Here is a 13,716-nt window from a genome sequence, read left to right as displayed (position 1 = left end):
TGCCTTACATCGATATGGCCAACATTGCCTGTGGCTTTCATGCCGGTGATGCCGATGTGATGCAGCGCACCTTAGCCCTGGCCAAGCAGCATCAGGTTGAAGTGGGCGCCCACCCCAGTTATCCCGATCGTCAGGGTTTTGGCCGCCGCTCAATGACCTGCTCGGCCGAAGAGCTGATCAACCTGCTGCATTATCAAATCGCTGCGCTGGATGGCATGGCGCAAATCCATGGCCTACAGCTAAGCTACGTCAAACCGCATGGTGCTTTGTACAACGATATGATGCGCCACCCGGCCATTTTAGCTACGGTTTTTAGCGCCATCCAAAGCTACCACAAGCCACTGGCACTGATGCTACTGGCAACGGCCGAACAAGCAAAGCACCAAGCTGAGGCTGATGCGCTGGGCATTTCACTCTTGTTTGAAGCCTTTGCCGACCGGCGTTATACCGATGCCGGCCTGCTGATGCCTCGTAGCAAAGCCGGTGCCGTGTTAAATCAAACCGAAGTCATGGCGCAGGTAGCCTTGCTGGTTAACGAAGGCGTGGTGATCACCGACAGTGGCAAACGGCTGGCGCTCAAAGCCGATACCCTCTGTGTGCATGGCGATAATGAAGCCGCCATTGCCGAGGTGCAGCATATTCGTCAGTTGTTGCAAGGTTAGCCCAGATGCTCGATTACAGCATTCAGATTGCCGGTGAAAACAGCCTGATCCTCTACCCGCCCCAGCAGATGTCGGCCGAGGTCAATCAGTGGGTGCTTGCTGCCTGCCAGCAAATAGAACAAGCATTGGCCGATGTATTGCTGGATGTCACCCCATCCTACGCGTCCATCCTGGTGAGCTACAACCCGCTGCAGACGGATCATTTTTCAGTCAAAACACGGCTTAAAAAAGCGTTAGCAGAGCAAAATACCGAACACCAACAGATTGGCAAGCTGGTTGAGCTGCCGGTGTATTACAGTGAAGAAAGCGGACCGGATTTGGCCCGGCTGGCCAAACTGCATCAACTCAGTATAGAGCAAGTGATTGCGCTGCATCAGGCGCCGCTGTATCGGGTGTATGCCATTGGCTTTGCGCCGGGCTTTGCTTATATGGGCGAAGTGGATGAGCGCCTGGCGACCCCCAGGCTGGAGAGTCCGCGCGCCAAAGTGCCAAAAGGGGCGGTGGCGATTGCCGATCGGCAGACCGCGGTCTATCCGGCCGAGTCGCCGGGTGGTTGGAATCTGCTTGGCCTGTGTCCACTGACCTTCTTTGATCCAAGCGCAGAACCCAGCATGCCGGTGGCAGTGGGCGATCAGGTGCGTTTTAAGGCCATCGACAAAGCCGAGTTTTTGCGCCTTGGAGGCGTAGTATGAGCGGTTTTCGTATTGAGCAACCTGGCCTGCTGTGCACCTTGCAGGATCAGGGGCGTTTTGGTCAAAGCCGACTGGGCCTGACCACCGCAGGCCCGGCCGATGGCCATGCCTTTCGCTGGGCCAATGCCTTACTTGGCAATACGCCCGGCAGCTGCGCTCTGGAAATCACCCTGGGCGGCTTGCAGCTGAGCGCCGGGCAAGATAGTCATATCGCAGTGTGCGGCGCCGCTGTGCCGCTTAGTATCAACGGCCAGGCAAAAGCCTTATGGCAAGGCCATGCCGTCAAAGCGGGCGATCGCATTGAGCTTGGTATGGCAACCTCAGGCGTGCGGGCTTATCTGGCAGTAGCTGGTGGCTTTTCTGTGCCAACACAATTTGGCAGCAGTGCGACTGTGCTGCGCGAAGGGATTGGGGGACTGAATGGCGGCAAACTCACAGCCGGCCAATTACTTCCGGTCGCAAAAGCAGCTGCTACCATGGCTTCCCAACAGCTCTTTGCCTTACCTGAGCGTTTCTGGCCGGATTATCAGGCGCCACTGTCGTTACGCTTGATAGAAGGCTATCAGTGCCAGGACTTTTCCGTGGTGGAGCGGCAGCGTTTTTATCAACACAGCTATCAGATATCGCCTAAATCTGACCGAATGGGCTGCCGGCTGCAGGGCCCGGCACTGCAATGCCAGCGCAGCAAAATGCTGTCAGAAGGCATCTGCTATGGTGCTGTACAGGTGCCGCCAGATGGTCAGCCGATTGTGCTGCTGAGCGATCGGCAAACTCTGGGCGGTTACCCTAAGTTGGGTGCTGTGCTGTCTATTGATTGCTGGCAGCTGGCACAACGACCAGCTGGCTTTGAGCTGCAGTTTGCTGCGATTAGCATAGAGCAAGCGCACAATCTGCTGCATTTGCAGGAACAACGCTTTTGGCAACAACACAGCCAACTGGAGGTGCCTGGATGAAGCCCTTACTGTCACTGAGTCGCCAGATTGAAAACTTGCTGGTGGCGCGCAATTTACGCGGCATGCAGCAGCTGCAACAGGCACTGCGCCCCGGTTATTACCTGCGCGCCGCCCGAATTCTGAACCAATGCCATGGCGTGGTCTTTATCGGCACCGGCTTTCCGGTTGCCGATACCTTTGAAACCGACGGGCCTGTTGGTGCCATTGCCTTGTACGATTGCCTGCAACAGCTGGGCGCACGGCCTGTATTGGTGTGTGGCGATCCGCTCTACTCGGTACTGAAAACCGACTATCACTGCCATCCACTGCCAGTCAACAGCCAGCAAAACCTGGCAGCACTGGCGGCCGAAGCCTTGCAGCATTATCAGCCGCAGGCCGTGATCTCGATTGAGCGGCCAGGCCGGGCTCAGGATGGCAAGTATTACAATATGCGTGGCGAAGACATCAGTGGCCGCTGCGCCAGCTTCGATGATTTTATGACCCTCGCCGCCTGCCCCACCCTGGCCATTGGCGATGGTGGCAATGAGATTGGCATGGGCAATATTAAAACGGCAGTCAGTCAGCTCAACATTGTTCCGGCGGCCACCGAGTGCGATGAACTCTTGCTGGCCGATGTGTCCAACTGGGGAGCTTATGGCCTGATTGCGCTGCTTAGTGTCTGGCGCGAGCAAGATTTGCTGGCACAGGTGCAACCACTGCATATTTTGCAGTATTTATCCGACCGTGGCAGTGTCGATGGGGTCAGCCGCCTGAATACCTTAACCGAAGACAGTTTAGATGCCAGCGAGGGCATTGCTGTGCTTGGATCCTTACGTGCCCTTTGTGGCTTTAGCTGAGTGTAACTATGAGTATTGTGTATTTAAATGGGGACTATCTGCCGGCTGCTGAGGCCCGCATCTCACCGATGGATCGTGGCTTTTTATTTGGCGATGGCATCTACGAAGTGGTGCCATCCTACCAGGGCCGCTTTGTCGGCCTGGTGCCCCATATGGAGCGGATGTTAAGCGGCCTGGAGCAGCTTAGCATTGAGACTGGCCTTAGTTTGGCCAACTGGCAGCAGCTACTGACCGATTTACTGGCAAAAAATCAAAGCATGGGTGACAATCTCGGGGTCTATGTGCAGGTAAGCCGCGGCGCGGATGTAAAACGCAATCATGCCTTCCCGGCCAATATCCAGCCTACGGTGTTTGCTTTTGTGTTTGAGATCCCGCCAGCACCCGTGGCCGATAAAGCCAAAGCGCCACGCTACCGGGTAGTCAGCAGCGACGACTTGCGCTGGCAGCGTTGCCACATAAAATCCACTTCTTTGCTCGGCAATGTGCTGCATTACCAGCAAGGTTATGCCCAAGGCGCGCAAGAAACCATTTTATTTAACCGTGAAGGCAATCTGACGGAAGCAGCTGCCTGCAATGTGTTTGTGGTCAAAGACGGTGTGATTGCCACACCTCCACTTAGTACTGAGCTGTTGCCAGGCATAACCCGGTTGATATTGCTGGCGATTTTGCGTAAGTACAGCAGCTACCAGGTCGAAGAGCGCGCCATCAGCCGGGCCGAAGTTTTGGCCGCGGATGAAGTCTGGTTAACCAGTTCCAGCAAAGAGGTAGCACCGGTAGTGCAAATCAACGATCAATGGGTTGGTGATGGCGAGCCTGGCGATATCTGGCTGGACGTGCAGGCGCTGTTTAGCGCCCATAAGTACGAGTTTTAGTTGTCACCAAACCGCTATAAACGAAGAGCCCGCGAACGCGGGCTCTTCTGCAAAAACGCTTAATCAGCCTTACGGCTTAACGCCCAGCGCATAATGTCGCCCCAGCTTGGCTCCTTGCCGTACATTTGCATGCCGCGCAGGAAAATCCGGCCGCCCAGTCGGCGCATGTAATACACCGTGCCCACAAGCAGTGCCAGCGACAGACTTAGCTGCCACCAGGGCACCTCCACCATCGACATCCGTACCGGCATGGCGGCAAAGGATGAGACAGGTAGCCAGCTTAGCAAGGTCATGGCCCAGCCCGATGGGCTGTCAATCACCAGATAGGTAAAGAGTAGCGGCAGCCAGGTCACCATCATCACCACGCCCTTGCCACTGGTATTGGGATCATCAATCGAGGCGGCAATGGCACCCATAAAGCAGGCACAAAGTAGCAAGCCAGCCAATGCAAAGGGGATCAGCCAAAGGATCACCCACCAGTTCAGCCAACTTAGATCCAAGCCATCACCAGCAATCAGTGATACCACGACGAAAAACACCAGCATCACCAAGGTGGTGGTTAGCATGGCTTTAAGGGCACTGAAGCTATGTCCCAACACCTTGCCATCCATCCATTGTTGCGGGGTCACGATCGCATACAGCTGTTCAGTGACCCGCTGCTGCTTTTCGCCGGTAATGCTCATCAGAATTTGCCCAAAAGCCGTGCTTAGGCCTATCAGTAATAAAATTAGCACCGCAAAAGCAATCATCTTCTCCGGCGTTTCTTCACCTTTGAAATCATCATCAAGGTAGCTGCGCTCTATCAGCTCTGGCTGCTGCAGTTCAGAAAGCTGCGTATCGGTTAAGCCAAAATCCCCCGCCCGCTGCAATTGGAAATAGTTTTGCAGCACCTGCTCCAATTGTGGCAGCCATTTACTGCTGGCCCCTGTGTGCAGCACCCAGCGGTCGTCCTGATAAGCCAGTACGGCGTGCCAGGTCTGGTGATCTCGTAGTTGTTGCAGTTGCTGGGACAAATCGATGCTGGGGCGTTGAAACTCGAACTGAGCGGTATTTTGCACAGTGACCTGACCAGGCACGGCAATGCGGTACAGTTGGCGGCTTTCATCGGTCAGATAAACCCAGGCAAAAACGCCCCCCATCACCGCCAACATCAACAAGTAGGAAATCAGCTGCTGTTTCCATTTAAAGAAACGCAGAAACTCCCAACGTGCCACAATCAAACTTTGACGGGATATCATGCAGCAGCCTCCTGTGTTAGCTGGGCCTGATGCCTGGACATGGCATTCAGATACAGCTGATGCAGATCGGGTTTTTGCATGGCGATTTGCTCCGGTTCAATCCGGCCGAGCAACTGCTGCAGCACAGAGCCAACCTCAGCATCACGCTGTAAAGTCAGTACTGCCTGCTCAGGCTGCTGCAGATCCACTGCTGTGACTGCATCCAGGCTGCGTAACCAGTCAATCGGCAAAGGCATTTTGCTGCTTAACTGGATCTGCACCTCTGGCTGCGCCTGCTGACGAATTTCAGCCAAAGTACCAGCCAACACCACCTCGCCTTTGGCCATCAGCACCATGCGGTCGGCCAGTTTTTCCACCATTGCCATCTGATGTGCACTTAAAATGACGGTCATGCCGTTTTGCTTAAGCTGCTTTAAAAAATCGACCACTTTCTCCTGATTGATGGGATCCAGCCCGGAGAAAGGCTCATCCAGAATAACTAAGGCTGGCTGATGCAACACCGCCGCTATCAACTGCACTTTTTGCTGATTGCCTTTAGACAACTGCTTCAAATCATCGTGCCGCCGCTCGGTCAGCTCAAACACCTCCAGCCAGTGCTCCATCCGGCTCAGCGCTTCTGCCTTACCAAGGCCGTGCAGCTGTGCTAAAAACAGCAGGTTTTTCTCCACGCTTTTATCGCCATACAAACCGCGGTCTTCCGGCAAATACCCCAGTAAACGTCGTGGTACATGGTTAGAAATCTGGTCCTGATAACAGACGGAAATGCTGCCGGCATCCGGCTTGGTCATGCCCACCAGCATACGGATAATGGAGGATTTTCCTGCCCCGTTCGGGCCAAGCAAGGCGAAGATTTCGCCGCTTTGGATCTGAAAACTGACCTGATTCACCGCCGTGACCGTAGCGTATTGCTTGGTCACAGCCTCAATGCGAAGTTGCATGTTTTACACTCCCTGCAAAATAAACTTGCCTAGCCTAGCACCGGCCACAGCAAATCCAAACGCAGAAAGTGTTAGCAAATATAAAAAGGCTATTATCAAACTGCTAGCAAACTGCCTTTCAACGGCTGAAAATTAAATGCAGCTGATTGCTGTGCTCTTGTTTATCTTGTGCATCAAAGGGCAACACCAGATCGTCTTTGCCATTGCCGGTTAAGTCGGTGATGAGCACCCGGCTGCTATCGCGCGGTACCTCCAGCTCCAACCGCTCGCTACGCCGACTAAATAACCGGCTGCTATCGGGACTGTATAAACGCAAGCGGCCACTTTCACCAACCAACAAGTGTTTTTGGCCTGTGCCGGCTAAATCGGCCAGTTGGAACAACGGCAAGTCAAAACGCACATTGCTGATGCTGACATCAACCCGCGCTTGCTGGCGTAAATCGGCCCGGCTGGCATAACGGCCCTGTTCGTTCATCAGGAAAAAATCCACATCCAGGTTGGCATTACCACGCAGCAAGACCCGCACTATAGTGCCTACCCCAATGTTGGTGTTGGGGATGTAAAAATCCTGCCGGCCATTGCCATTAAAATCGCCAATCACCACATCAATCGGAACATTGTCGGTTTTCACCCGGGTATCAGGCTCAGCATCAAAAACCAGCCCATTTTCACTCAGGCGACCAAAATGAATGCGGTATTCAGTGCTGCGATCCAGTGCATCGGCCAGTTGCTCACGCTCCATCACCAAATCGACAATGCCATTGCCATTCATATCGCGCACATCGAACAGACGATCCATCCGCTGCCCCTGATAGCTGCGGCCAGCATCGCTGCGCTGGTCCAAAGCACGTTCGTCCGATAGTGGCACCGGCCAATCCAAAGCTTTAGGCTCTGTTGCAAAGCTGCCATCTACAGCTTGTTCAAATGCCCAGAAACGGCCTTGCTCAACCACCAGCAAGTCTTTGCGGCCATTGCCATTGGTATCCACCACAAAGGGGCGCCGAGGCTGATAATCCAGCCGACTGCTTTGCCAACTTTGGATGCGGCTTGGCAGCTGCAATTCATAATGCCGAAAGCTGCCATCGGCTTGCTGGCGTAACAGATGCGAACTGGTAAAATCCGGAATAAAAAAATCGCTTAACTCAGCGCCCAGCTCAAGGGTAAAAGTGCGCTGGCGCAGACGCACCGGGTCTAACACCCGATGCACAGAGTTCACCGCCACCAATTGCTGGTAATTGCCATCCGGCAAACTCATACGGTACAAGCCATCAGTGCCCCAAAAAACCAGTTGTGGCAGCTCGAAACCAGCCAGTTGGGCTTTATTAAAAAACTGGGCACTTTCAGGAATGGGCAAAGCACGCACACTGTAGTTTTCGGTATCCACCAAACTAAGCCAGCGCTGATACTGATTAAAGCCAGATACCAGCAAATAAGGCTGCTTTGGCATTTTCAGCAAACTGCCATTGGCCGGATGCTCCAACTGCAGCTGCACCCGCTCAAGCGTCAGTTCCTCGGCAACAGCAGCGTCAGAGCACAGCCATAATGCTAACAGCCCGATCAATAAAGTATTGCGTGTCATAGGTTTAGCATCCAGCTTTCAAGTGACTAGCCCCAAAGTATCATGTAGCCTAAAAAAAGCACAATGATTAGAGTGTAAGCAGATGCGTGATAAAACGACAAACGCCGGGTGATGGATCACCCGGCGTGGTAGGATAGCTTTTACGCCAAAGGTTTAACGGGCGTTGGTGCTCTCAAAGATTTTATCGGCAGATGCAGCAACAAAACCGCTGTACAACATACCTGGTGCCACTTCGTAGCGGCGAGCAAATTCGTAGAAACAGCTTGGAATGGTAGCCGGGCCATCGCTGAATTGCAGAGTAATCAGGTCAGCCAGGGTGGAGGATTGCTCCAGCAACACCTCTTTGCTGCCTTTGATTTCACCGCCAGAGGTATTCAGCAGGAAGCCACCGTCTTTGAGGGCCTGATTGACCTGCTCCAAAGACTCGAAGTTTTCCAGTGCATTGACACTGACAGTAAAGTGGTTGGCTCGGAAGCCCCAGGCTGCCATCCAGGCCGCATACTCGCTTTCAGCCAGCAAGGCTTCATAGGTGGCATGATCCATCGACCAGTGAGTACCAGAATACAGGAAGTTATCTGCAGTGACTGCCTCATCCGGGATCTGGGCGACCAGCTCAGTCACAATACGCTGCAGCTGCTCAGAGCACTGCTCCAGCAACAACTCAGAGATAAAGACCTTTGGTTGATTGCGATCAGGATGCTCAAAATGCTTGGCATACAGCTTCTTCGCTTCAAAATGATACTCACCACACTCTTCGTAGCCCACCGCTTTGAAATGCGCGGCCAGCTTGTCCAACCCGATTTTTTCCAGGTTGAAAGTACGTAAGGCGATGTGGTCATTGATGATGTCCGCTTGCTGAGAGCTTCCCAGCAACTGGTGGACACGCTTGGCAGATGGAGTGACCTCCAGGTAGTTCTGCCACAGATTCTCAAACAGCTCATTGACGTTGCTATGCATGACGTTCACCTTACTTCTTTACTTCCGGTACTTTCGAAAGCCGGCAGGCTTGCGAAAGCGTTATTTTACATGAATCCGTTGCTTATCGACGGCCTTTTTCCAGCACAATAAAGCGTGCCAGCTCGCCATCACTCAGTTGCAGTGCATCGGCCAGTTCCGGTTGGATCAACAGCGCGCCCTGATGTTCATCAAAGCGGGCCTGCTCGCTAAAGCTGGCACGAAAGCCCTGGGTTTCGGTGTTGCTGACTGCCAACATCTGGCCAGGCTCCACCTTGGACACCACTTTTACCGGCACCTTGATGCTGCTGGCAACAGAATGGATCTGGCCAAGACGGGCTTCGATGGTTGGGCCAGCATCGAACAGGTCGACGTAGCCTCGATGGACAAAACCTTCTTGCTGCAACATTTTCAGCGCCGGCTTGGTGTGCTCATGCACCTGGCCTATCACTTGCTGGGCTTCTTCCGGCAACAAGCCCACATAAATAGGATGACGCGGCATCAGCTCAGCAATAAACGCCTTTTTACCGACTCCAATCAGATGATCGGCGGTCGGAAAATCAATGGTTAAAAACAGCTTTTGCAACCAGCCCCAAAACGGTGGCTGCCCATTGCCGTCCGATACCCCGCGCATTTCGGCAATCACCGTCTCGGCAAAACGCTGCGGATGCTCGGCCATAAACAAAAAGCGCACCTTGGATAAAAAGCGCCCGGTGTAGCCTTTGCGGTAACTCTGGCGTAAAAACAGCGTGCAGATTTCCGAAGCGCCGGTGTAATCATTGCACAATGTCAGGGTTTTCAGCTGATTCAACACATTCAGCTCGGCCGAGTGATGCATCACCCTATTCTGCTGAAAATGATACAGTGGTGTCTCAAGACCTACTGCCGCTTCAATGCCGGTAGTGCCGACAATGTCGCCGGTTGCAGTATCTTCCAGCACAAACAGATAGCCCTGCTGGCCCGGCTGCACCACATCCTGCACAAAACTGATTTCAGAATGAGCAATTTTTTGCTGCAAACGGCCATCATTGACTGGCAGGGAGGTAAAACCCGGGCCAGATTCTTCAGCTATGTGGCGCAGTGCGGCAAAGTCACTGCTTTGAATAGGGCGAATAACCAACATCGGCTTTTAGCCCTGCACGATTTTAGCAACAGCACGCTCAAAGCGGGCCAAGCCTTCGCGGATATCCGCATCCGGGATCACCAGTGATGGGGTAAAGCGCACCACATTGGCTCCAGCTACCAACGCCATCAAACCTTCTTCCGCCGCAGCTACCATAAAGTCACGTGCTTTGCCGGCATAATCGGCATTAAGCACGGCACCCAGCAACAAGCCCTGGCCGCGAATGGTAGCGAATACGTGGTATTTCTCATTGATCTGATGCAAACCATCACGAAACAGCTGCTCTTTGGCTTTCACGCCTGCCAGCACATCCGGCTGATTGACGGTATTCAAGGCTGCCAGCGCCACGGCACACGCCAGTGGGTTGCCGCCATAAGTAGAACCATGAGTGCCTGGCACCAGATGCTTGGCAATAGCCGTGGTGGTAAGCATGGCACCAATCGGGAAGCCACCGCCCAGCGCTTTGGCTGTGGTCAGAATATCTGGCGTTACGCCAAGGCCCATGTAGGCATACAGCTCGCCGGTACGGCCGACGCCGGTTTGTACTTCATCAAAAATCAACAGCGCTTTGTGTTGATCACACAACGCCCGTACCTGCTGCATAAACTCAACATCCGCCGGCAGCACCCCGCCTTCGCCCTGCAGTGGCTCTACCATCACCGCACAGGTCCGGTCAGAAATCAGTGCTTTTAAGCTGTCGATGTTGTTGAACTCAGCATGCTCAATCGCTTCTGGTTTAGGGCCAAAGCCATCGGAATAGGCTGGCTGCCCGCCAACGGTGACGGTAAAAAAAGTACGGCCATGGAAGCCTTGCTTAAAGGCAATGATCTGATCTTTGTGCTCACCAAACTGGTCTTTGGCAAAACGACGCGCCAGCTTCAGTGCCGCTTCATTGGCTTCAGCACCGGAGTTGGCAAAATAGACTTTTTCAGCAAAGGTAGCATCCACCAAAGCTTTGGCCAGCAACAAGGCTGGCTCATTGGTCAGCACATTGGATAAGTGCCAGAGTTTTTCGCCCTGCTCTTTTAACGCCGCAACCAAAGCCGGGTGACAATGCCCCAGACAATTCACCGCAATACCGCCGGCAAAGTCGATGTATTCCTTGCCTTGTTGGTCCCAGACTCTGGAGCCGGAACCTTTAACTGGGATCATCTGAGCTGGTGCATAGTTTGGCACCATCACGTCATCGAAAAGAGCTCTGTTTACTTGCTGCATGGAAAAACCTCGTGTCGTTATTATCGGTATAGAACCGGATTGGCAGAGAGCCGGAAAATATAAACACAGTGTAATCGCCACAGCTGCCATTTTGCAGTATCATTCTGTACACAATCACTGATTAAAAAGACAATTTGACTAGATAGGGTGTCAATATGATAAGTTCCGAGGACGAACAGCTGCTGGCTATCCTGCGCACCAACGGCCGGGCCAGTGTGTCGGATCTGGCGCGGGCACTCGATGTTTCGCGTACTACCATCCAAAACCGGCTGCAACGCTTAGAGCAGCAAGGCGTGATCCAGGGCTACACCGTGGAGCTGGGCAGCCGCTTTCTCAGTGAGCAGGTATCGGCCCATGTCTCGATTAAGGTGCGGCAAAAACTGACGGCGCGCACCAACCTGGAACTCAAACACATGCCTCAGGTAGCTGCGCTTTACGCCATCAGTGGTGAGTACGATTTGATTGCGATAGTGCAGGCCCAAAATACCGAGCAACTCAGCCATATTTTGGATGACATTGGCAATCTGGAAGGGGTGGAAAGGACCAACTCTTCTGTGATCCTTGAAACCAAGTTTAAACGCTAAAGTTTTTTCTGCCAGAAAACCGCCTGGCCCATCGCTGGATCAAGCTCATAGCCGGCAAAACCGAATTTCTGGTAGCTGGCTTTGGCGATGGTATTTCCTTCCAGCACTTCCAGTGTCAGTTTGCAACAATTGCGAGTGCGCGCCAGCTGCTCTACCTCGTGCAATAATGCAGTACTTAGCCCCTGGCCACGGTTGGCTGGCAGCACAGCAATGTCGTGAATATTCATAATCGGCCGGGCCGCAAAGGTGGAAAAATTTTCCACGCAATTCACCAAGCCGGCAGGCACCCCATTGACATAGGCAATAAAACTGAAGGTATCGCTGCGCTCTGCCATCCGCTTCGCAAGATGGGCCTGTACTTCTTCCGACAGAGGCTCCCCGCCACCCATTGGATCCAGCGCATACTGGTTTAATAAATAGACCAGTTGCTCTGCTTGGTCTGGATCCCGGTAATTGACGGCTTTGACTTCGATCATCGTTGTCTTCATCCTAATAATTAATAATGGTGAGAATACCCAACAGCATAAAAATGCCACAGGCGGCGCGACGGGCCCAGTCCAGGGAAATTTTATCCATCAGCCAGCTGCCGGCATACACCACTGGTACATTGGCGGCCAGCATACCAAAGGTAGTGCCCCAAATCACCCACCAGATGGCCTCCTCAAAGGTCGCCGCCAGGATCACGGTGGCGATTTGCGTTTTATCGCCAATTTCAGCCAGGAAAAACAAGACGCAACTGGCGGTAAAGGCACCGAACTTCAGCATGCTGCTATCTTCGCTGTCGTCCTTATCCGGGATCAGCAACCAAAGTGCTACCAGGATAAAAGAGCCGCCTAACAACCAACCCTGCCAGCCAGCCGGTATAAACTGCGCCACCCAGACTCCCAGCCAGGCAGAAGCAGCATGATTCAGTAACGTAGCCACCAAAATACCGGCAATGATTGCCAGTTTGGAACGAAAGCGAGCCGCGAGGAATAAGGAAAGCAACTGGGTTTTATCGCCAATTTCGGCAATAGCTACCGCAGTGAACGAAGCAAGAAAAGCATCCATGGAAACCACTCAGCGGGAACATCTACCAAAGACATGCCCCGGACTCCCGCTATGGGCCCAGTGCATGTCTCAGGTCTCATCAGTCTGCAGCAAAGCTGCAAATGTTGTTGCCATGTGCAATGAGGCACAAGGATGTTGACAACAACGCCAGTCTGGCCGATTACTCCCCCAAGAGCGGCGGCATTTTAGCCCGTTGAAAAAACAGATGCAAGTATGGCATTTACTGGATTAAGCACAGGTTCAGTTGTAGTCTGTTACAGTTTGTTGAGGGCAAGAACTAAACCATTCTTGCTTTTGTCTCATAAAGTAAGATAGTGAATGCGTTGCAGGAGTCCATCATGTCCAACTTTGTTAAAGTTACCCAGGCAGCCTCGGAACATAGATCACAGCTTCGATTGGTTGCTTCCACCTTTTGTTTATTACTGGCCATGCTGGTGCTAGCAGGCTGTGCTAGCAAGCCTGAGCCTCGCATTGACTATGCCCGGGATGTAAACTTTGCTCAGTATCAGACGTTCGGATTTTTTGATAACCCGGAGACCAATACCGAAGAATATCAGAGCCTGCTGACCGATCACTTTAAATCGGCGCTGCGTCGAGAAATGGAAGCTCTGGGTTACCGCTATCAGGCTGAAGGAGCACAGTTATTGCTGAACTTTGCTTCCATGACGGAAGATAAAACCGATATCCGTACCAGCCCATTCCGTGCCAATGTTGGCTTTGGTCGCTTTGGTTACCGCTCGGCCTGGCATCTGGGTTTCCCCATTTATCAATCGGACATTGAAACCGTGCACTACAAGCAAGGCACAGTAAGGGTCGATTTAGTGGATGCGGCGCAAAATCGTTTGATTTGGCAAGGCGTGCAGGAGGGCCGTTTAACCCGTGAAGCACTAAGAAATCCCAAACAAGCGGTGGATGAAACTGTGGCGCTGATTTTCCAACGCTTCCCTACCCGGCAGTAACCTAATTAGCCTTTGCAAAAGCAGCCTACGGGCTGCTTTTTTGCGGCATAAAAAAACCGGC

General features: G+C 53.1%; 15 protein-coding genes. 7 read left to right on the top strand and 8 right to left on the bottom strand.

All coding sequences use genetic code 11. The features are described 5' to 3' along the window. The 5 genes from JJU14_RS05105 to JJU14_RS05085 form a co-directional block, all read left to right on the top strand. Positions 1–662 (top strand): 5-oxoprolinase subunit PxpA (locus JJU14_RS05105; protein WP_228611511.1); only part of this gene is annotated, 662 nt, incomplete at its 5' end. A 5-nt stretch (positions 663–667) separates the two neighbouring features. After that, on the top strand, positions 668–1,354 hold the full coding sequence (gene pxpB, locus JJU14_RS05100) for a 5-oxoprolinase subunit PxpB (protein WP_228611510.1): 687 nt from the start codon (positions 668–670) through the stop codon (positions 1,352–1,354). Further along, positions 1,351–2,307 (top strand): biotin-dependent carboxyltransferase family protein, encoded by a 957-nt coding sequence (locus JJU14_RS05095; protein ID WP_228611509.1) that lies wholly within the window; start codon positions 1,351–1,353, stop codon positions 2,305–2,307. Before pxpB ends, JJU14_RS05095 begins: the two co-directional genes overlap by 4 nt. Further along, on the top strand, positions 2,304–3,143 hold the full coding sequence (locus tag JJU14_RS05090; protein ID WP_228611508.1) for a DUF4392 domain-containing protein: 840 nt from the start codon (positions 2,304–2,306) through the stop codon (positions 3,141–3,143). Before JJU14_RS05095 ends, JJU14_RS05090 begins: the two co-directional genes overlap by 4 nt. Positions 3,144–3,151: 8 nt before the next feature. Continuing rightward, positions 3,152–4,015: a D-amino acid aminotransferase gene (locus tag JJU14_RS05085; RefSeq protein ID WP_228611507.1), complete on the top strand. Its 864-nt coding sequence runs from the start codon at positions 3,152–3,154 to the stop codon at positions 4,013–4,015. A gap of 59 nt (positions 4,016–4,074) precedes the next feature. On the opposite strand, the gene JJU14_RS05080 is transcribed toward JJU14_RS05085, so the two are convergent. The 6 genes from JJU14_RS05080 to JJU14_RS05055 all read right to left on the bottom strand — a co-directional run bounded on the left by JJU14_RS05080 (position 4,075) and on the right by JJU14_RS05055 (position 11,062). Beyond that, a complete protein-coding gene (locus tag JJU14_RS05080; protein WP_228611506.1) occupies positions 4,075–5,253 on the bottom strand; it encodes an ABC transporter permease in 1,179 nt (392 codons plus the stop codon). Then, a complete protein-coding gene (locus JJU14_RS05075; protein ID WP_228611505.1) occupies positions 5,250–6,191 on the bottom strand; it encodes an ATP-binding cassette domain-containing protein in 942 nt (313 codons plus the stop codon). Before JJU14_RS05075 ends, JJU14_RS05080 begins: the two co-directional genes overlap by 4 nt. A gap of 118 nt (positions 6,192–6,309) precedes the next feature. Further along, entirely contained in the window at positions 6,310–7,770 is a 1,461-nt protein-coding gene (locus tag JJU14_RS05070; RefSeq protein ID WP_228611504.1) for a VCBS repeat-containing protein, read from the bottom strand. Between the two features lie 153 nt (positions 7,771–7,923). Further along, entirely contained in the window at positions 7,924–8,727 is an 804-nt protein-coding gene (locus JJU14_RS05065) for a DUF1338 domain-containing protein (protein ID WP_228611503.1), read from the bottom strand. Positions 8,728–8,809: 82 nt separating this feature from the next. Next, on the bottom strand, positions 8,810–9,847 hold the full coding sequence (gene astA, locus JJU14_RS05060) for an arginine N-succinyltransferase (RefSeq protein ID WP_228611502.1): 1,038 nt from the start codon (positions 9,845–9,847) through the stop codon (positions 8,810–8,812). 6 nt (positions 9,848–9,853) lie between these two features. Then, a complete protein-coding gene (locus JJU14_RS05055) occupies positions 9,854–11,062 on the bottom strand; it encodes an aspartate aminotransferase family protein (protein ID WP_228611501.1) in 1,209 nt (402 codons plus the stop codon). Positions 11,063–11,217: 155 nt separating this feature from the next. Here JJU14_RS05055 and JJU14_RS05050 point away from each other — a divergent pair, with 155 nt between their 5' ends. After that, positions 11,218–11,646: an Lrp/AsnC family transcriptional regulator gene (locus JJU14_RS05050; protein ID WP_228611500.1), complete on the top strand. Its 429-nt coding sequence runs from the start codon at positions 11,218–11,220 to the stop codon at positions 11,644–11,646. Here the strand turns inward: JJU14_RS05050 and JJU14_RS05045 are convergent. Beyond that, entirely contained in the window at positions 11,643–12,122 is a 480-nt protein-coding gene (locus JJU14_RS05045; RefSeq protein ID WP_228611499.1) for a GNAT family N-acetyltransferase, read from the bottom strand. The genes JJU14_RS05050 and JJU14_RS05045 overlap by 4 nt on opposite strands. A gap of 13 nt (positions 12,123–12,135) precedes the next feature. Beyond that, positions 12,136–12,696, bottom strand: a complete 561-nt coding sequence (locus JJU14_RS05040; protein WP_228611498.1) for a TMEM165/GDT1 family protein — start codon at positions 12,694–12,696, stop codon at positions 12,136–12,138. Positions 12,697–13,034: 338 nt separating this feature from the next. Between JJU14_RS05040 and JJU14_RS05035 the strand changes: the two genes are divergently transcribed. Then, positions 13,035–13,655, top strand: coding sequence for a DUF4136 domain-containing protein (locus JJU14_RS05035; protein ID WP_228611497.1), 621 nt, complete (start codon positions 13,035–13,037; stop codon positions 13,653–13,655). Positions 13,656–13,716 lie beyond the last annotated feature (61 nt).

Origin of the sequence: Alkalimonas sp., from assembly GCF_020831925.1 — a bacterium.
Classification (GTDB): Bacteria; Pseudomonadota; Gammaproteobacteria; order Enterobacterales; family Alteromonadaceae; genus Alkalimonas.
This window is presented reverse-complemented; position numbering and strand designations above follow the sequence as displayed.

Excerpts from the sequence above, each read along its gene's own strand:
- JJU14_RS05035 (WP_228611497.1), top strand. The coding sequence starts at position 13,035 with ATGTCCAACTTTGTTAAAGTTACCCAGGCAGCCTCGGAACATAGATCA.
- JJU14_RS05055 (WP_228611501.1), bottom strand. The coding sequence starts at position 11,062 with ATGCAGCAAGTAAACAGAGCTCTTTTCGATGACGTGATGGTGCCAAAC.
- JJU14_RS05090 (WP_228611508.1), top strand. The coding sequence starts at position 2,304 with ATGAAGCCCTTACTGTCACTGAGTCGCCAGATTGAAAACTTGCTGGTG.
- JJU14_RS05045 (WP_228611499.1), bottom strand. The coding sequence starts at position 12,122 with ATGATCGAAGTCAAAGCCGTCAATTACCGGGATCCAGACCAAGCAGAG.
- JJU14_RS05040 (WP_228611498.1), bottom strand. The coding sequence starts at position 12,696 with ATGGATGCTTTTCTTGCTTCGTTCACTGCGGTAGCTATTGCCGAAATT.
- JJU14_RS05065 (WP_228611503.1), bottom strand. The coding sequence starts at position 8,727 with ATGCATAGCAACGTCAATGAGCTGTTTGAGAATCTGTGGCAGAACTAC.
- astA (WP_228611502.1), bottom strand. The coding sequence starts at position 9,847 with ATGTTGGTTATTCGCCCTATTCAAAGCAGTGACTTTGCCGCACTGCGC.
- JJU14_RS05050 (WP_228611500.1), top strand. The coding sequence starts at position 11,218 with ATGATAAGTTCCGAGGACGAACAGCTGCTGGCTATCCTGCGCACCAAC.
- JJU14_RS05095 (WP_228611509.1), top strand. The coding sequence starts at position 1,351 with ATGAGCGGTTTTCGTATTGAGCAACCTGGCCTGCTGTGCACCTTGCAG.
- pxpB (WP_228611510.1), top strand. The coding sequence starts at position 668 with ATGCTCGATTACAGCATTCAGATTGCCGGTGAAAACAGCCTGATCCTC.
- JJU14_RS05075 (WP_228611505.1), bottom strand. The coding sequence starts at position 6,191 with ATGCAACTTCGCATTGAGGCTGTGACCAAGCAATACGCTACGGTCACG.
- JJU14_RS05085 (WP_228611507.1), top strand. The coding sequence starts at position 3,152 with ATGAGTATTGTGTATTTAAATGGGGACTATCTGCCGGCTGCTGAGGCC.
- JJU14_RS05070 (WP_228611504.1), bottom strand. The coding sequence starts at position 7,770 with ATGACACGCAATACTTTATTGATCGGGCTGTTAGCATTATGGCTGTGC.
- JJU14_RS05080 (WP_228611506.1), bottom strand. The coding sequence starts at position 5,253 with ATGATATCCCGTCAAAGTTTGATTGTGGCACGTTGGGAGTTTCTGCGT.